15 protein-coding genes and 2 pseudogenes are annotated in these 16,411 nt (G+C 66.6%); 7 read left to right on the forward strand and 10 right to left on the reverse strand.

The window, feature by feature from the left end; all coding sequences use genetic code 11:
- Positions 1–15: 15 nt before the first annotated feature.
- Both I7X18_RS05930 and I7X18_RS05935 read right to left on the reverse strand, forming a co-directional pair.
- Positions 16–933: a carbohydrate kinase family protein gene (locus I7X18_RS05930; protein WP_193044114.1), complete on the reverse strand. Its 918-nt coding sequence runs from the start codon at positions 931–933 to the stop codon at positions 16–18.
- Positions 930–2,348 (reverse strand): mannitol dehydrogenase family protein, encoded by a 1,419-nt coding sequence (locus I7X18_RS05935; RefSeq protein WP_193044113.1) that lies wholly within the window; start codon positions 2,346–2,348, stop codon positions 930–932. Before I7X18_RS05935 ends, I7X18_RS05930 begins: the two co-directional genes overlap by 4 nt.
- A gap of 135 nt (positions 2,349–2,483) precedes the next feature.
- On the opposite strand from I7X18_RS05935, the gene I7X18_RS05940 reads away from it, so the two are divergent.
- The 5 genes from I7X18_RS05940 to I7X18_RS05960 are packed head-to-tail and all read left to right on the forward strand — an operon-like array spanning position 2,484 to position 7,831.
- Positions 2,484–3,503 (forward strand): sugar-binding transcriptional regulator, encoded by a 1,020-nt coding sequence (locus tag I7X18_RS05940; protein ID WP_226862902.1) that lies wholly within the window; start codon positions 2,484–2,486, stop codon positions 3,501–3,503.
- Positions 3,504–3,520: 17 nt separating this feature from the next.
- Positions 3,521–4,873: an ABC transporter substrate-binding protein gene (locus I7X18_RS05945; protein WP_193044954.1), complete on the forward strand. Its 1,353-nt coding sequence runs from the start codon at positions 3,521–3,523 to the stop codon at positions 4,871–4,873.
- Positions 4,873–5,847 carry a carbohydrate ABC transporter permease gene (locus I7X18_RS05950; protein ID WP_193044112.1) on the forward strand — a complete coding sequence of 325 codons (975 nt, stop codon included), beginning with the start codon at positions 4,873–4,875 and terminating at the stop codon, positions 5,845–5,847. The genes I7X18_RS05945 and I7X18_RS05950 overlap by 1 nt, the downstream gene beginning before the upstream one ends.
- On the forward strand, positions 5,847–6,716 hold the full coding sequence (locus I7X18_RS05955; protein ID WP_193044111.1) for a carbohydrate ABC transporter permease: 870 nt from the start codon (positions 5,847–5,849) through the stop codon (positions 6,714–6,716). Before I7X18_RS05950 ends, I7X18_RS05955 begins: the two co-directional genes overlap by 1 nt.
- Positions 6,717–6,745: 29 nt before the next feature.
- A complete protein-coding gene (locus I7X18_RS05960) occupies positions 6,746–7,831 on the forward strand; it encodes an ABC transporter ATP-binding protein (protein WP_193044110.1) in 1,086 nt (361 codons plus the stop codon).
- 59 nt (positions 7,832–7,890) lie between these two features.
- On the opposite strand, the pseudogene I7X18_RS05965 reads toward I7X18_RS05960, so the two are convergent.
- Positions 7,891–8,705: pseudogene (locus I7X18_RS05965) on the reverse strand (hypothetical protein).
- 162 nt (positions 8,706–8,867) lie between these two features.
- Here I7X18_RS05965 and I7X18_RS05970 point away from each other — a divergent pair.
- Complete coding sequence (locus tag I7X18_RS05970) at positions 8,868–11,144, forward strand: ATP-dependent DNA ligase (RefSeq protein WP_193044109.1); 2,277 nt, start codon at positions 8,868–8,870, stop codon at positions 11,142–11,144.
- A gap of 65 nt (positions 11,145–11,209) precedes the next feature.
- On the opposite strand, the gene I7X18_RS05975 is transcribed toward I7X18_RS05970, so the two are convergent.
- The 6 genes and pseudogenes from I7X18_RS05975 to I7X18_RS06000 form a co-directional block, all read right to left on the reverse strand.
- On the reverse strand, positions 11,210–11,890 hold the full coding sequence (locus tag I7X18_RS05975; protein WP_193044108.1) for a nitroreductase: 681 nt from the start codon (positions 11,888–11,890) through the stop codon (positions 11,210–11,212).
- A 15-nt stretch (positions 11,891–11,905) separates the two neighbouring features.
- On the reverse strand, positions 11,906–12,805 hold the full coding sequence (locus tag I7X18_RS05980) for an LLM class F420-dependent oxidoreductase (protein ID WP_193044107.1): 900 nt from the start codon (positions 12,803–12,805) through the stop codon (positions 11,906–11,908).
- A 28-nt stretch (positions 12,806–12,833) separates the two neighbouring features.
- Positions 12,834–13,301, reverse strand: a complete 468-nt coding sequence (locus I7X18_RS05985) for a MarR family winged helix-turn-helix transcriptional regulator (RefSeq protein WP_198730529.1) — start codon at positions 13,299–13,301, stop codon at positions 12,834–12,836.
- A 133-nt stretch (positions 13,302–13,434) separates the two neighbouring features.
- A pseudogene (locus I7X18_RS05990) lies at positions 13,435–13,666 on the reverse strand (ornithine decarboxylase); the annotation flags it as partial.
- A 1-nt stretch (position 13,667) separates the two neighbouring features.
- Complete coding sequence (gene rnhA / locus I7X18_RS05995; protein ID WP_193044106.1) at positions 13,668–14,141, reverse strand: ribonuclease HI; 474 nt, start codon at positions 14,139–14,141, stop codon at positions 13,668–13,670.
- 52 nt (positions 14,142–14,193) lie between these two features.
- Positions 14,194–14,679 carry a DUF4383 domain-containing protein gene (locus I7X18_RS06000; RefSeq protein ID WP_193044105.1) on the reverse strand — a complete coding sequence of 162 codons (486 nt, stop codon included), beginning with the start codon at positions 14,677–14,679 and terminating at the stop codon, positions 14,194–14,196.
- Between the two features lie 99 nt (positions 14,680–14,778).
- Here I7X18_RS06000 and I7X18_RS06005 point away from each other — a divergent pair, with 99 nt between their 5' ends.
- Positions 14,779–15,627 (forward strand): class I SAM-dependent methyltransferase, encoded by an 849-nt coding sequence (locus I7X18_RS06005; RefSeq protein ID WP_193044104.1) that lies wholly within the window; start codon positions 14,779–14,781, stop codon positions 15,625–15,627.
- On the opposite strand, the gene I7X18_RS06010 is transcribed toward I7X18_RS06005, so the two are convergent.
- The gene (locus tag I7X18_RS06010) at positions 15,624–16,385 is read right to left on the reverse strand and encodes an SDR family NAD(P)-dependent oxidoreductase (RefSeq protein ID WP_193044952.1); all 762 of its coding nucleotides are present in this window, start codon (positions 16,383–16,385) and stop codon (positions 15,624–15,626) included. The two genes, I7X18_RS06005 and I7X18_RS06010, sit on opposite strands and share 4 nt — an antisense overlap.
- Positions 16,386–16,411: the final 26 nt, after the last annotated feature.

The following is a 16,411-nucleotide window of genomic DNA, read 5'->3' on the forward strand; positions in this document are numbered from 1 at the left end:
CCGGCGCTCGGTGGGTCAGCGTGCCGCGTCGCGGGTCGCCCGGTCCGGAAGGTCCGCGCCCGGGCGGGCAACCGTCAATGCGGAATTCAGCGCGGCGGTCTGCAGGACGTCGTGCAGGGCGTCGAGCCGGATTCCGCGGAGTTGCGGGCGTTTCTCGGCGCCCAGCAGATCGCGTGTCCAGAGCCCATCGATCAGCCCTGCCATGAATGCGTCACCGGCGCCGACGGTGTCGACCACCTCGACCGGGAGCGCCGCCACCCGCACCGCACCCGCCGCGCACACCGCGAACGCCCCCTGGCCGCCCTCGGTGACCGCGACGATCGACGGCCCGAGTTCCAGCCACGAGCGGGCGATCTGTTTGGGCGACCGGTTCGGGTCCAGCCAGCGCAGATCTTCGTCGCTGGCCTTGATGACGTCGGCGCGTTCGACGAGACGGTCGATCCGGTTGCGGGCCGCGTCGGCATCGTCGATGAGCGCCGGGCGGATGTTCGGATCGAAGGTGATGGTCGCCGACAGGTGGTAGGCGTCGAGCAGCGCGGCCGTCGGACGGCATCCGGGTTCGAGCACCGTGGCGATCGACCCGGTGTGGGCCACCATCGGCGGCGCGGCCTCCGGTGTGCCGGTGAGGTCCCACTCGATGTCGAATTCGTAGCGGGCCGAACCGGCCTCGTCGAGCGTGGCCCGCGCGGTCGGGGTGTGGGCGGCGCTCGTGCTCCCGGCGACGAGCTGCACCCCGGAGTCGTGGAGATGCTCGATGATCCGCCGCCCGCGCGCGTCGTTGCCGATGTGGGTGATGAAATCGACCCCGCGTCCGAGCCGGGCCAACCCGACGGCGACGTTGAGCGGGCTGCCGCCGACGTGTTCTGCGGACTCACCGTCGCGTTCGACGATGTCGATCAGGGCCTCGCCGATCACCAGAGCGCGGGGGCTCATGACGGTTTCACCAGCGCTTCGAGTGTGGCGCGGGCTCCGTCGCGGTGCAGCGCCTCCAACGCCGCCACATACTCGTCGACGAACCGCTTGTGGTCGACGAGATCTCCGAAGACGGCCCGGTTTTCGATGAAGGAGGTCGGATTGTCGCGTTGTGCGCGGGCCAGGGGAACCAGCGTGTCGGCCAGCTGATCCTGGACGTCGATCGGCCCGCCCTGCTCGTCGACACCCTCTGCGTAGCGCGCCCAGCTCGCGACGACGGCCGCCGAGAGCCGGATCGGTGCGCCGGTCCGCAGATTGTCGCGGACAACTGGCAGCAGCCATTTGGGAATGCGGTCCGACGAGCCGTAGCACAGCCGGGCGATGGTGTCGCGCACACCAGGATTGGCGAATCGTTCGATGAGGGTGCGTTTGTAGTCGGGCAGGTCGATACCGGGTACCGGCTGCAGTGTCGGCGTCGCCTCGGAATCCATGTACTGGGAGAGGAATTCGGCGAAGAGTGGATCGCCGGCGGCGTCGTGCACCAACCGGTAGCCGACCAGGTAGCCGAAGTAGCACAGCGCCTGGTGGCCGGCGTTGAGCAACCGCAGTTTCATCTGCTCGTACGGGGTGACGTCGTCGACGAGCAGCACGCCGGCGTCCTCGAACGGCGGCCGCCCGTCGGTGAAGGCGTCCTCGAGTACCCACGAGGTGAACGGTTCGGCGACCACGGGCCACGCGTCGTCCACGCCGAATTCGTCTCGCACGACGGCGATCACCTCCGGGGTGGTGACCGGTGTGATGCGATCGACCATCGAGTTGGGGAAGCGCGTGTTCGCACCGATCCACTTGGCGAGCCCGGGGTGCGTGCGGTCGGCGTAGGTCATGAACGCCGCGCGGGCCACGTGCCCGTTGCCCTCGATGTTGTCGCACGAGACGATCGTCGGCGACGCGATGCCGCGGTCGCGCCGACGGGCGAGCGCCTCGGTCACCAGGCCGAAGACGTTGACGGAGTCGACGTCGACCGTGTCGACGCCGTAACCGCCCTCGGTGATGGTGAGCGAGATGATGCGGGTGCTCGGCGCGCAGAGCAGTTCGACGACGCCCTCGGGATCGTCGGGGGCGTAGCGGTAGTCGACGATCGACCCGATGACCCGGGCGTCGCGGGTGCCGTCGGGATTCTCCAGCAGCAGCGTGTAGAGCCCGTCCTGGCTGCCGAGCGCATCGGCCATCTTGCGGTCACCGGGCAGCACCCCCACTCCGCAGATGCCCCAGCGGGAGGCGAGACCCTTCTCCATCAGCCGGTCGACGTACATGGCCTGGTGCGCGCGGTGAAATCCGCCGACGCCGAAGTGCGCGATGCCGACGGTGACGTCGTCACGTGCGTAAGTCGGCCTCTCAATTTGGATGTCCGGCAGGGTCGCCTCGCTGAGCTTCATGACACGGTCACCATCGTCTCGAAGTTACCGGGCAGAAAAGTGTTGTCTGCGTCACATTCGCCATGTTAGCGTCATGAGCATCTACTCGCACCAATGAGCATCTGCTCACAGTACTCATGGAGAGGTGAGATACTCTTGGCGACACCGACGTCGGCTCCCGTGACGAACGGCCACGTGTCCCAGCGCTCCCCGGAAGACCTGCGGCTCGCGCTGCGCGCGGCGACGCTGTATTACCTCGACGGTCTGACCCAGGCCGAGATCGCCGTCCGGCTGGGCGTCTCGCGGCCGACCGCCGGCCGCCTCGTCGCCCGCGCCAGGGCACGCGGGCTGGTGCGGATCGACATCGTGGTTCCACCCGAGCTGCAGGACGATCTGCATGCCGACGAGGAGCGGGAACTCGAGGCGCGGTTCGGCCTCACCGAGGTGGTCGTCGCAGGCCACGGCGTCGACACCGGTGCACCCGGCCGGCCCGCCGCCTTCGCCAACCTCGGCCGTGCGGCCGCCGCGCTGTTGACGCGCCGGCTGGGGTCCGACGACGTTCTCGGCTTCACCTGGGGTCCCGAGCAGGCTGCGGTGGCGGCCGCGCTGATGCCTGGCGTGGCGACCTGTCGCGCGGTGGTCCAACTCGACGGCGCCATGTCCAGCGCCGCGTACCAGACCGGCGTGGAGATGATCCTCGGCCGGTGCGCGGACATGTTGCGCGCGAACACGATCCGCTTACCCGCACCGCTGTACGCCGATCCGTCCACCGTCATGTCGATGCGCTGCGATTCGGTGATCTCCCGGACACTGGAAGCCGGGCGGCACGCCGACGTGATGCTGTTCGGGGTCGGTGCGGTCTCGACGTCGACCACGCTGTTCGAGGGCAGCTATCTCGACACCCGCATGCTCGACGAGCAGATCGCGGCAGGCGCGGTCGGCGAGATCGGTGGCCGGTTCTTCGACGAGCAGGGCGCACCCGTCGACACCGAACTGCAGCAGCGCGCGGTGTCGGTTCCGCTCGAAGACATCCGGGCCTGTGAGAAATCGATGCTCATCGCCAGCGGAGTTGCCAAATACCGCGCCACGCTGGCTGCCCTGCGTGGACGGCTCGCTCGGCTGCTGGTCTGCGATATCGACTGTGCACGTTGGCTTCTCGACCACGGAAAGGGGTGAAGGTGAAAGCGCAGACAATGGTGCGCCGGCTGGCGGGAGGTCTGGCCGCTGCCGGACTGGTGTTCACCTCCGGCTGCGCCGGCGCCGGCAGCCTGGGAGCGTCGGACAACGAGGTGACGATCGCCCTGGTGTCCAACTCGCAGATGACCGACGCCCAGGAGCTCTCCTCGGAGTTCGAGAAAGAGAATCCGGGCACGAAGCTCAAGTTCATCACGCTGTCCGAGAACCAGGCCCGGGCCAAGATCACCATGTCGGCCGCGATGGGCGGCAGTGAGTTCGACGTCGCGATGATCAGCAACTTCGAGACCCCCCAGTGGGCCAGAGACGGCTGGCTGCACAACCTCTCGGACTACGCGAAGAACACCCCCGGTTACGACGAGAACGACTTCATCTCGTCGCTGCGGGAGTCGTTGTCGTACGAGGGCAATATGTACGCGGTCCCGTTCTATGGCGAGTCGTCGTTCCTGATGTACCGGAAGGACCTCTTCGAGCAGGCCGGCATCAAGGTCGACCAGAATCCGGACTACCAGCCGACCTGGCCTGAGGTCGCCCAGTGGGCCGAAACGCTCAAGACCGATGACCGCGCCGGCATTTGCCTTCGGGGGAAGCCGGGCTGGGGCGAGGTGCTCGCACCGCTGGACACCGTGATCAACACTTTCGGTGGACGTTGGTTCGACGAGCAGTGGAACGCCCAGCTCGACAGCCCCGAGGTCAACAAGGCCGTCAACTTCTACGTCGACACGGTCAAGAACTTCGGTGAACTCGGCGCAGCCTCAACAGGTTTCCAGGAGTGCGCCAACCTGTTCGGGCAGGGCCAGACCGCGATGTGGTACGACGCGACGTCGGCGGTCTCGGTACTCGAAGATCCCAAGGAATACCCAGACCTGGTCGGCAAGATCGGTTACCTGCCCGCTCCGATCGTCGAGAAGCCGAACTCGGGTTGGCTCTACACCTGGGCACTGGGCATCCCGAAGGGTGCCAAGAACCCCGACGGCGCATGGAAGTTCATCTCGTGGATGACCAGTAAGGACTACATGAAACTGGTCGGGGAGAGGCTCGGCTGGGCGCGGGTACCACCCGGCAGCCGAACGTCGACCTACACCGACCTGCCCGAGTACGAGGCCATCTCGGAGTCCTACGGACCGCTGACGCTGAAGTCGATCGAGAGCGCCACCCCGAATCAGCCCACCGTGCAACCGGTTCCGTACTCCGGAATCCAGTTCGTCGGCATCCCTGAGTTCCAGGACCTGGGAACCCGGGTGAGCCAGCAGATCAGCGCGGCGATCGCCGGACAGAAGTCGGTGGACGACGCACTCGCCCAGGCACAGGAATACGCCGAGGTCGTCGGCCGCACATACCAGGAGAAGTGATGACGGTTACCGCTGAAACCGAGGCTGACACCGGCCAGCAGGCGATGGCCGAACGGGTCCGCAAGATCAAGGAGGCCCAGGGACTGGGCGTGAGCCGCGCCGAGGGCTGGCGACGGCGTGGACCGTTGCTTCCGGCGCTGATCTTCATGATCGTCGTCACGCAGATCCCGTTCCTGTTCACCCTCTACTACTCGACCCTGTCGTGGAACCTGGTTCGCCCCGGATCCCGGCGGTTCGTCGGGCTGCAGAACTACATCGCCGTCGTCAAGGACAGCCAGTTCTGGTCAGTGGCGTTCAACACCGTCATCCTGATCGTCGGTGTGGTGCTGATCTCCGCGTTCCTGGGCCTGTTGCTGGCCCTGTTGTTGGACCGCGCCTTCCTCGGGCGCGGCGTCGTCCGGACCCTGCTCATCACCCCTTTCCTCGTCACTCCTGTTGCAGCGGCGCTTATCTGGAAGACGACCATTCTCGATCCCAACAACGGGATCCTGAACTGGCTGCTGTCGCTCGTCGGCATCGGCAGGGTGGACTGGATCGGTCAGTTCCCGCTGACGATGGTGATGGTCGAACTGATCTGGCAGTGGACGCCGTTCATGATGCTTCTGATCCTCGCCGGCCTCCAGTCGATGCCTCGCGACATCCTGGAGGCCGGTCGAGTCGACGGTGCGGGCGCCGTCCAGCTCTTCCGTGAGCTGACGCTGCCCCACCTTCGGCGCTTCATCGAACTGGGGGTCGTCCTCGGTGCGATTTACCTGATGAACACCTTCGACGCGATCTACATGATGACCCAGGGTGGGCCCGGCATCGCGAGTGCGAACCTGCCGTTCTACATCTACCAGCGCGCGTTCCTGGGCTTCGACATGGGCCAGGCGGCAGCGATGGGCGTGGTGGTGGTCATCTTCACGATCGTCATCGCCAACTTCGCTCTGCGGTTGATCTTCAAATCGTTCTCCGGCAAGGAAGAAGCAGCCTGATGACCACCACAGTCGAGAAAGATACGCCGACACAGGGTTCCGACCTCACATCGAAGAAGAAGTCCCGCAAGTTCTCCGTCTGGGGGGTGCTGGCCTGGCTCGTCGGGCTCGGGTTCTTCTTCCCGGTGTTCTGGATGATTCTGACCTCGTTCAAGCAGGAGGGTGACGCGGCGACCGATCCGCCGAAGCTGTTCTTCACCCCGACGCTGGACCAGTACGGCGCGGTATTCGACCAGGGCATCGGGCCGGCGATGCTGAATTCGTTGTTCGCCACAGGACTGTCGACGATCCTGGTGCTGCTGCTGGGGACGCCCGCGGCGTTCGCGCTGTCGCTGCGCCCGGTGCGCAAGACACAGGACGCGTTGTTCTTCTTCATGAGCACCAAGATGCTTCCCATCGTGGCGGTGATCCTGCCGCTGTATGTGATCGTGTCGAACATCGGTCTGCTGGACAACATCTGGGCACTGGTGATCCTCTACACCGCGATGAATCTGCCGATCGCGGTGTGGATGATGCGGTCGTTCTTCCTCGAGGTGCCCGCGGAACTGCTCGAGGCGGCCAGCCTCGACGGTGCGAGCCTGTGGCGGTCGGTGCGTGAGGTGATCCTCCCGCTGGTCTCACCCGGCATCGCGGCGACGGCGTTGATCTGCGTGATCTTCGCCTGGAACGAGTTCTTCTTCGCGGTGAACCTGACCGCCGTGAACGCCCAGACCATGCCCGTGTACCTCGTGGGCTTCATCGCCGGTGAGGGCCAGTACTGGGCGGTGCTCTCGGCGGCGGCCACCATGGCCGCACTCCCCGTCATCATCTGCGGTTGGTTGGCGCAGAACAAGCTGGTGCGCGGGCTTTCCTTCGGCGCGATCAAGTAAACGGATTCACGAGAGACACGGAGAACGCAATGGCTGCCATCACGTACAAGAACGCGTCGTGCATCTACGAGGGCTCGGACAAGCTCGCGGTGGATTCGCTCAGCCTCGACATCGCCGACGGCGAATTCGTCGTGTTGGTCGGGCCTTCCGGTTCGGGTAAGAGCACCGCGCTGCGGATGCTCGCAGGACTCGAGGAAATCGACGAGGGCGCCATCGAGATCGGCGGCAAGAACATGGTCGGCGTGCCGTCGAAGGACCGGGACATCGCGATGGTGTTCCAGAACTACGCGCTGTACCCGAACAAGACGGTCGCCGAGAACATGGGTTTCGCGCTGAAGCTGCGGGGCGTGTCGGCCGACGAACGGCGCCGCAAGGTCGAGGAGGCGGCCAAGATCCTGGATCTGACCGAGTTCCTGGACCGCAAACCCGCCAAGCTGTCCGGCGGTCAGCGGCAGCGCGTGGCCATGGGGCGTGCCATCGTGCGGGAGCCGCAGGTGTTCTGCATGGACGAACCGTTGTCGAACCTCGACGCGAAACTGCGCGTGCAGACCCGCACCCAGATCGCCGCGCTGCAACGCCGCCTCGGCACCACCACCGTCTACGTCACCCACGATCAGGTCGAAGCCATGACGATGGGCGACCGGGTGGCGGTGCTGCGCTTCGGCAAGCTGCAGCAGTTCGCCGCGCCCAACGAGCTCTACGACCGGCCGGCCAACGCGTTCGTCGCCGGCTTCATCGGCTCACCCGCGATGAACCTCGTCACGGTTCCCGTCGCCGGCGACGGCGTGAAGATCGGGGACTCCACGCTCACCCTCGAGCGCGACAATCTGACCAGGCTGAGCGACGCCGGCCTGTCGGAGGTCACCTTCGGAATTCGGCCCGAGCAACTCGAGATCACCGACTCCGACGGCGTGGATGTCGTCGTCGACCTCGTCGAGGATCTCGGCAGCGAGGCCTACGTGTACACCCACGCCAGTTCCGGCTCGGGCATCGAACTGGTGGCGCGATGCAATCCGCGCACCGCCCCCAAACTCGCCGACACGGTGCGGTTGCGCAGGCATCCGGAGGGTGTGGTCCACCTGTTCCATCCGGAGACCGGCGCCCGACTGAACTAGGCGCGGCGTGGCGCGGCGAGTTCTACACCAGGGTCGTTTGCGTCGACGTCTGACGACCCTCACGTAGAAGTCGGCGGCGTCCAACCGCGTTCGGCGAACGCTGTCCGAACGCGGTGCAGGATGTACCGCCGGCTGTGTTCGGCGACTACCCGAAGGTCGAACCACCCTTCGCGGGCGATGCGCTCGGCGCGCCCGATGTCGTAGACGTACTGGCCCCGGTTACTGGCATGGTGGGCGCCCTCGTAGTCCAGGCCGACCTTCGGCTCGTCGTACCCCATGTCGATGAACGCCTCCGAGTATCCGTCCGACACCCGGATCTGCGTCCTCGGTCGGGGAAGCCCGCCGTCGATCAACGTCAGGCGTAGCCGGGTCTCCTGCGGTGACTGAGCGCCGCCGTCCATCAAGTCCAACGCGATACGTGACGATCGGACACCGCGCGCGCCGCGATAACGCTGCGCCAACGGCCCGGTGTCCGCAGCGCTCACACCCGTGGCGGCGGCGAGCGCGTCGAGGTGCACGAGAGCCGCGTCGCGCGAGAGATGCCGAGCGAGGTCGAACGCCGTGCGCGCCAGCGACGTCACCGGTAACGCACCGATGCGGACGATCTCGTCGTCGCCGACTATCTCTTCGCGCACGACGACGCCGGCTCGGTGGCGACCGTGCTCAGCGATGATCTCGACCGGCGTCGTCGGCTCTATCCACTTCGCTCCGTGCAGAGCCGCGGCGGCGCGCCCCGCGCGATGACGCCTTGGCGGCCGGTCCACAGCCACGCGGCGAGCGCGTTGACGAGGAGGGTGCGCTCGGCTTGCTTGGGGACGTAGAAGCCGGGGTGAATGCTGGTGTACCTGGCACGCAGTTGGCCGCGGGTCAGCATGCCGTCGGCGTCGCCGTCACCAGCGTCGCGCGGCTCGGCCTGTGGAGGAAACAGTCGTTGTGGACAGCGAGTTCGACGTGAGGGTCGTGCATCGGCGTCGACAACGACCCGGGTGTAGAACTCGGCGGCAGGCCGCCCGCCTCGAATGGGTAATACCGTGGCGTGGTGGATCACTTCGGTCGGGTGCGCCTGACCAACCCGGACAAGGTGCTGTACCCCGCGACGGGGACCACCAAGGCCGAGGTCTTCGAGTACTACGTCGACGTGGCCGACGCGATGGTGCCCCACATCGCCGGCCGGGCCGTCACCCGCAAGCGCTGGCCCAACGGCGTCGGTGAGCTGGAGTTCTTCGAGAAGCAGCTGGCCAGCTCGGCGCCGGACTGGCTGCAGCGCGGCACGATCGTCCACAAGTCCGGCACCACCACCTACCCGATCATCGACACCCGCGAAGGGCTGGCGTGGCTTGCGCAGCAGGCCTCCCTCGAAGTGCACGTGCCGCAGTGGCGGTTCGTGGGTGAACCGGACAACCTCACGCCCGGACCGGCCACGCGCGTCGTGTTCGACCTGGACCCCGGCGACGGCGTGACCTTCCGCCAGCTCTGCCAGGTCGCCCACGAGGTCCGCGATCTCATCACCGGTATGGGGCTGGCCGTGTATCCGCTGACCAGCGGGAGCAAGGGTCTGCACCTCTACGTCCCGCTCGACGAGCCGATCAGCAGCCACGGCGCGTCGGTGCTGGCCAAACGTGTTGCCCAGCAGCTCGAGAAGACGATGCCCAAGCAGGTCACCGCCACGATGACCAAGAGCCTGCGTGACGGCAAGGTGTTCCTCGACTGGAGCCAGAACAACGGGAACAAGACGACGATCGCGCCGTACTCGCTGCGCGGGCGTGAGCAGCCGACGGTCGCCGCACCGCGCACCTGGGACGAGATCGAAGATCCCGACCTGCGGCATCTGCGTTTCGACGAAGTGCTCGAGCGCATCGAAGAGTTCGGCGATCTGCTGGCCGACCTCGACGAGAAGGTGCCCGTCTCCGACCGGCTGACCAAGTACCGCAGCATGCGCGACCCGTCGAAGACCCCCGAACCGGTGCCGCCGCGTCCGCCGACCAAGGGCAACAACGACCGCTTCGTCATCCAGGAACACCATGCCCGACGGTTGCACTACGACCTGCGCCTGGAACGCGACGGCGTCCTGGTCAGCTGGGCGGTGCCGAAGAACCTGCCCGACGGCCCCTCGGAGAACCGTCTCGCCGTGCACACCGAGGACCATCCGCTGGAGTACATCGCCTTCCACGGCACCATCCCGAAGGGGGAGTACGGCGGGGGCGACATGTTCATCTGGGACACCGGGACCTACGAGACCGAGAAGTTCAACGATCACGCTCCCGACGGGCCGGCCAAGGGCGGCGAGGTGATCGTCACCCTGCACGGCACCAAGATCGACGGTCGCTACGCGCTGATCCAGACCGACGGCAAGAACTGGCTCGCCCACCGGATGAAGGATCAGGGGAATCCGACCTTCGAGGATTTCGCGCCGATGCTGGCCACCCACGGCTCGGTCGAGAAGTACACCGCCAAGAACTGGGCCTTCGAGGGCAAGTGGGACGGCTACCGGCTGCTGGTCGACGCCGACCACGGCAAGCTCTTCCTGCGTTCGCGCAGCGGCCGCGACGTCACCGCCGAATATCCCCAATTGCGGGCGCTGGCAGCCGATCTCGCCGACCATCACGTGGTGCTCGACGGGGAGGTCGTGGCACTCGACGACAACGGGGTGCCCAGCTTCGGGCAGATGCAGAACCGGGCGAGGGCCACGCGCGTCGAGTTCTGGGCGTTCGACATCCTGCGTCTCGACGGGCGCTGGCTGCTGCGCGCAAAGTACCGGGACCGCCGAAAACTGTTGGAGACGCTGGCCGGCGGCGGCGGCCTGACCGTGCCACCGCTGCTCGACGGCGACGGCCCCGAAGCGCTCGAGCACGCCCGGATGCGCAAGTGGGAGGGCGTCGTCGCCAAGAAGTGGGACTCCACCTATCAGCCGGGGCGGCGGTCGTCGGCGTGGATCAAGGACAAGCTGTGGAACACCCAGGAAGTCGTGATCGGCGGCTGGCGGCAAGGTGAAGGTGGCCGCAGCAGCGGGATCGGCGCGCTGGTGCTCGGCATCCCGGGGCCCGATGGTCTGCAGTTCGTCGGCCGGGTCGGCACCGGCTTCACCGAGAAGGAACTCGGCCACCTCAAGGAGACCCTCAAACCGCTGCACACGAAGGAATCCCCTTTCACCACAAGGCTTCCCACGCAGGACGCGAAGGGGGTGACGTTCGTGCGGCCGGAGTTGGTGGGGGAGGTGCGCTACAGCGAGCGCACCGGTGACGGCAGGCTGCGGCAGCCGTCGTGGCGGGGTCTGCGTCCGGACAAGACGCCCGACGAGGTCGTGTGGGAGTAGTTCAGCGTGAGAGGGAGTCCGTCATCTCCGCGAGTCCGTCGGCCAGTTGACGTGGGAGTCGCGCGTCAAGCGCGTCCGTGGATGACCACGCTTCGGCTGAGAGGAAGTCGATGCATGCGGATGTCGTTCACGGGTGCCGCCGGATCCGCATACCCGAAGGAGATTCCGAACAGCAGTTTGAGGTCGTTCGATACGCCGAGTGCTTTGCGGACTTCGTCGGCGTACATGCCCAGAATGGTCTGTGGGACGCCGTGGAACCCTCGAGCGGTCAGCGACAGCAGGAACGTCTGTGCGTACATGCCGATGTCGCCTGCGGTGCGGACCCCGTCGCCGAGCGCAGGCATGAACAGAAAAGCGACGTGGGGAGCACCGTAGAATCGCAGGTTGTCGCGTATCACTTCGCGTCTGCCTTCGACATCGGAGCGCGCCACTCCCCATGCCTCATAGAGGACTGCTCCGTGGTCACGTGACCGCTCCAGGTAGATGCCCTCGCCGTAGTCGGCGGTGAAATCGGGGGATTCCCGCTCGTCTTCGTAGGCTTGTAATAGTTCATTGCTCACCGCGTCCTTCACTGCGCCCGAGACGACGTGCACTGCCCACGGCTGGGTGTTGCTGTTGGAGGGAGCGGTCTGTGCGTCTTCGAGCACGTTTCGGATGTCCGCCGTCGACATCGGATCGGGCAGGAATCGCCGAGCGGACCGCCGAGACCGGACGACGTCGGTGAACGCTGTCGATGAGTCAGTCATGTCGACCTTTCGTTCTCAGAGCTGCAGAGCTTTGGCGAGTTCCCGCAACGCCGACCGTGGGTCCGCGCTCGCTCCGTCGCCGACGACCTGAACGACGACGTGATCGGCACCCGCATCGAGGTGTGCCGTGACCGACGCGGCGGCCTGTTCGGCGGTGCCCATGCCGACCAGCGCACGGGCCAACCGGTCGGATCCGCCGGGCACCAGGTCGGACTCGTCGAAACCTTGTCGCAGCCAGGAATTCCGGTAGTTCTGAAGCGGTATGTAGAAACCGACGTGGGTGTGCGCTCTTCGGAGTTGATCCTCTGCGTCGCCGCCGATCGCCACTGCTTGCTCAGGCACGAGCCACTTGTCGGGACCGAGGACCGACCGAGTCGCCGCGGTCTGTTCGGGCGTGACGAGATAGGGGTGCGCCCCGTCGGCGAGCTCACCGGACAGCTCGATCATCCTCGGGCCCAGGGCGGCCAACAGGCGGGCTGGCCTGGCGCCTTCTTCGATCTCTGTAGGCACCGAGTTCATCCGCTCCAAGTAGGTGCGCATGGTTGCCAGCGGCTTGCCGTAGGAACCGTGCATGGAGTCTTCCACGAAGGGTGCATGGCTGACGCCGAGACCGAGCACGAACCGTCCCGGATGCAGGGCCGCGAGGGTTCGTGCGCCGGTCTCTGCCGGTATCGGGATCCGGAAGTGGATGTTGGCGATGCCGGTGCCGACGACCAGCCGGTCGGTGGCCGCCAGGAACGCTGCCGACTCGACGAGGGCGTCTTTCCCGCCGCCCTCGGGCATGAACAGCGATCCGAATCCCAATTGTTCGATCTCACGGGCGATGTTCTGCGCGTCACGGATGGGCCAGGGTTCGCTGTTCCACCAGACGCCTACTTTGGAGGGAAAGTTCACGCCCGCTGGCTTGTTCGTCATACGGTTACCTCAATATCTGATTGTTCTTCTAGTCGACCGCGGGGTGTGCGAGGCCTTCGAGCGTCTGTCGAAGGTCATCGATGTCCCTATACGTGAGCCGGCACGCTGATTTGATCTTCTCGGTGACTCCGCGGATTTCAGCCTCGAGCGCCCGGCCTTCAGTCGTCAGGTCGACCAGCACCCGGCGTTCATCGGTGCGATCCCGCACGCGAGTGACCATTCCGGCACCTTCGAGTCGTTTCACCAGGGGCGTGATCGTGCCCGTATCCATGTCGAGACGGGCGCCGAGTGTGCCGACCGTCAAGGGTGCGCCATCCAGTAGCGCCAGCATGACGAGGTACTGGGGAAAGGTCAGACCGAGGGGCTCCAGAAAAGGTTTGTGCTGACGGATCATCCGGTTCGCGGCGCCGTACAGCGCGAAGGACAGTTGCTGACCCAGCTCGTAGCGTGAGCCTGCCTGCGTCCGAGCAGAACGATCTCTAGAGCGCGATTCCATAGCGCACTAGACGATAGCACGCCATAGGCAAGTTGCCTCGGATCGGCGGCGTTGGTTCAGTGACTCAGGCGACGACCCGGAAGTGTTCCGCCCTCGAGTCCGACGAGTCGGGCAGCGTCATACCGGCAGCCGCAGAGCCCTGCTCGAATCCGCGCCCATCTTGTGGACGCTGACGACGCAGACGTCGGCACCAGCGTCCATTGCCCACCTGGGCAGGTCCTCATGGGAAGGCAGGCGCGCACCCCATGCCTCGTCGACGATCAGCGGTTTGCCCCGGTCATGACAGATCTTCGCGATGCCGGCGCAGATGCCGTACGGGCCGGGACTGACGATGAGCGCGCCGACGCGTCGGGGTGTTTCAGCCAGTCAACTGGGAATAGCCGCAGCGGCGATCGCCTGCTGCAGACCGCGGGTCGCCAACTGATCGGCCAACTCGTTGTCGGCGATACCTGAGTGACCCTTCACCCAGAACCACTCGACACGGTGTTGCGCGCAGGCCTTTTGGAGCCGCTGCCACAGATCGACGTTCTTCACCGGCTGCTTGGCGGCGGTCATCCAGCCGTTGCGCTCCCACCCGAGCACCCACTTCGTGATGCCGTTGCGGACATAGGTGCTGTCGGTGTGGAGGTGGACCACCACGGGTCTGGTGAGTGCCTCGAGCGCCATGATCGGCGCGGTCAGCTCCATCCGGTTGTTGCTCGTCGCGCCGGGCTCTCCACCGCACATCTCACGGACGTGTCCGCGCTGGCGCAGGACGGCTCCCCATCCGCCGGGGCCTGGGTTGGGGCGGCATCCGCCGTCGGTGTGGATGACCACTGGGTCCTCGACGGATTCACTCACGCGCCGAGGATAGGCACCGGGGCGGTTGCCGGGGTAAGTGACGCGCCGGGAACTAGGTGTGGCGCCGGTCGTGCGGTGCGGTCGGCGGGACGCGACCCAGCAGGATGCCCAACGCCAGCATCCCGAGCGCCAGCCCGAGGTGCAGCCAGTTGTCGGCGGTGTTGAGGGGGACGAAGTTGGCCGCCGAATCGTGGTCGATCAGCAGGCCGTAGAGCCACAGCACCGCGTAGACGAGGCCGCCGCCGATCAGGTACCACTTCGCCGCGTTGAACGTGCCGTGCAACGTGACGCCGAGGACACCGAACACCAGGTGCACGACGTTGTGCAGGGCCGAGACGGCGAAGACGCCCAGCAGCATCGCCCCCGAATGATGGCTCGCGAAGGTCAGCTCGTCGTAGTGGGTGGTGATCCCCGGGACGAAGCCCAGGATGCCGACGACCAGGAAAACCGCGCCGACGGCCAACGCCGCCTTCTGCACGGGCGCTTTGTCCCAGCCCGGCGCGGCCGTCGGTGTGCCCTGCGTACCCGGTGTCGCCATCGGTGAGCCCTTTCTCCTCTGTCTGCCGAGGTTTGCCCGTACCCCGCTGCGCCGCGGGGAAACCGATTCACCGAGCACCGAGCGGGGTACCTGCCGGACATGTCCTCCGACCACCCCGCCTGGGACGACCTCGCGGGACGGTTCGCGGGGCGGTTGAAGGCCGTGCGGAGCTGCGCGAACCCTGGTTATGTGCGCCCGGACTGGGCCGAACGCAACGAACAGCTGGCCCGCGATCTGCTGCCCGTCCCACCCGCCGACTTCCTCTGCCATCCGGCCATCGCCTTCCAGATGCTGATGGGGGAGCGCATCGTGCCGCACGAGTTGCCGTACGTCCGGGAACGGCTGCCCGACGAGGCGCTGTTGACCGAGGATCCAGTGGGCGCGCCGTCGACCGTCCGGGTGCCCGGCACCGAGATCCGCACGTCGCCCAACACCGTGCATCAGCTCTACCACCTGTTGCGCTACGAGGAGGCCACCGGACGGCGGGTCCGCGACGCCTCGACGATCGTCGAATGGGGTGGCGGGTTCGGCAGCCTGATGCGGTTGCTCGTGCGGCTGCACGGCGCGGATCCGACCTGCGTAATCATCGACACCCCGGTCTTCACCGCGCTGCAGTGGCTCTACCTGTCCGCGGTGCTGGGGGAGGACCGGGTGGTCCTGCACCACCGCGGACCCGTCCGACCCGAAGCGGGACGCGTCAACGTCGTCCCGATCGGCCTCGTCGCGGATCTCGACGTCGACGCGGACCTGTTCATCTCGAACTGGGCGCTCAACGAGAGCATGCCCGCCGCGCAGCGCGAGGTGGTGGTGCGGCGCTGGTTCGGTGCACAGTCGCTGCTGCTGGCCATGCATGCCGGCGATCCGTTCGCCGCGGTGGTCCTGGACCACGGGGCCCGGGCTGTGCTGCTCGGCGATTTCATGCCCGGCCAGCAGTACCTGGTGCTCTAAGTGATGGTGATGCCGCCGTCGACCACGATCGTCTGCCCCGTCACGTAACCGCCCGCGTCCGATACCAGCCACACCAGCGTGGCCGCGAGTTCCTCCGGGTCGCCGATGCGGCCCAGGGCCGCCCGCTGGATGACGCTGTCGAGATAGCCGGGCTTGTATTGGTCGGTCATCTCAGATTTGAAGAACCCGGGTGCGATGGCGTTGACCCGGATGCCCTTGCGAACTCCCCACTGCTGGGCCAGGTCTCGTGTCAGCCCCGTGATCGCCGCCTTGCTCGCGCTGTAGGCCGCCTGCGGCAGACCCGCCGTGGTGATGCCGAGGATGCTCGAGATGTTGACCACCGAACTGCCCGGCGCCATCACCCGCCCGCAGGCCTGCGCGGCCCAGTACGCACCGTTGAGGTTGATGTCGACGACCGCGCGGAACTCCTCCGGGGTCTCGCGGGTGGCGGGGACAGCGGTGCCCACACCGGCATTGTTGACGAGTACGTCGACCCGCCCGAATTCGGCCATCGCCGCGTCGACCATCGCCTGGCACTGCGCGGGGTCGGTGACGTCGGTGGCGACCGACAGCGCGCGGCGCCCCGACGAGCGCACCAATTCCGCGGTGCCCTCGAGTTTCTCGACGCGGCGGGCGGCCAGCACGACGTCCGCACCGGCCTCGGCGCACGCCGTGGAGAACGACACACCGAGACCAGAGGAGGCGCCGGTGACGATGACGACCTTGTCGTCGAGACGGAATCTGTCGAGAACGGACATGGTGGTCATCCCATCACACCGGCACT

Source organism: Mycolicibacterium baixiangningiae (assembly GCF_016313185.1).
GTDB classification, from domain to species: domain Bacteria; phylum Actinomycetota; class Actinomycetes; order Mycobacteriales; family Mycobacteriaceae; genus Mycobacterium; species Mycobacterium baixiangningiae.

Excerpts from the sequence above, each read along its gene's own strand:
- I7X18_RS05950 (WP_193044112.1), top strand. The coding sequence starts at position 4,873 with ATGACGGTTACCGCTGAAACCGAGGCTGACACCGGCCAGCAGGCGATG.
- I7X18_RS05985 (WP_198730529.1), bottom strand. The coding sequence starts at position 13,301 with ATGGAATCGCGCTCTAGAGATCGTTCTGCTCGGACGCAGGCAGGCTCA.
- I7X18_RS06010 (WP_193044952.1), bottom strand. The coding sequence starts at position 16,385 with ATGTCCGTTCTCGACAGATTCCGTCTCGACGACAAGGTCGTCATCGTC.
- I7X18_RS05960 (WP_193044110.1), top strand. The coding sequence starts at position 6,746 with ATGGCTGCCATCACGTACAAGAACGCGTCGTGCATCTACGAGGGCTCG.
- I7X18_RS06005 (WP_193044104.1), top strand. The coding sequence starts at position 14,779 with ATGTCCTCCGACCACCCCGCCTGGGACGACCTCGCGGGACGGTTCGCG.
- I7X18_RS05930 (WP_193044114.1), bottom strand. The coding sequence starts at position 933 with ATGAGCCCCCGCGCTCTGGTGATCGGCGAGGCCCTGATCGACATCGTC.
- I7X18_RS05955 (WP_193044111.1), top strand. The coding sequence starts at position 5,847 with ATGACCACCACAGTCGAGAAAGATACGCCGACACAGGGTTCCGACCTC.
- I7X18_RS05945 (WP_193044954.1), top strand. The coding sequence starts at position 3,521 with ATGGTGCGCCGGCTGGCGGGAGGTCTGGCCGCTGCCGGACTGGTGTTC.
- I7X18_RS06000 (WP_193044105.1), bottom strand. The coding sequence starts at position 14,679 with ATGGCGACACCGGGTACGCAGGGCACACCGACGGCCGCGCCGGGCTGG.
- I7X18_RS05975 (WP_193044108.1), bottom strand. The coding sequence starts at position 11,890 with ATGACTGACTCATCGACAGCGTTCACCGACGTCGTCCGGTCTCGGCGG.
- I7X18_RS05980 (WP_193044107.1), bottom strand. The coding sequence starts at position 12,805 with ATGACGAACAAGCCAGCGGGCGTGAACTTTCCCTCCAAAGTAGGCGTC.
- I7X18_RS05935 (WP_193044113.1), bottom strand. The coding sequence starts at position 2,348 with ATGAAGCTCAGCGAGGCGACCCTGCCGGACATCCAAATTGAGAGGCCG.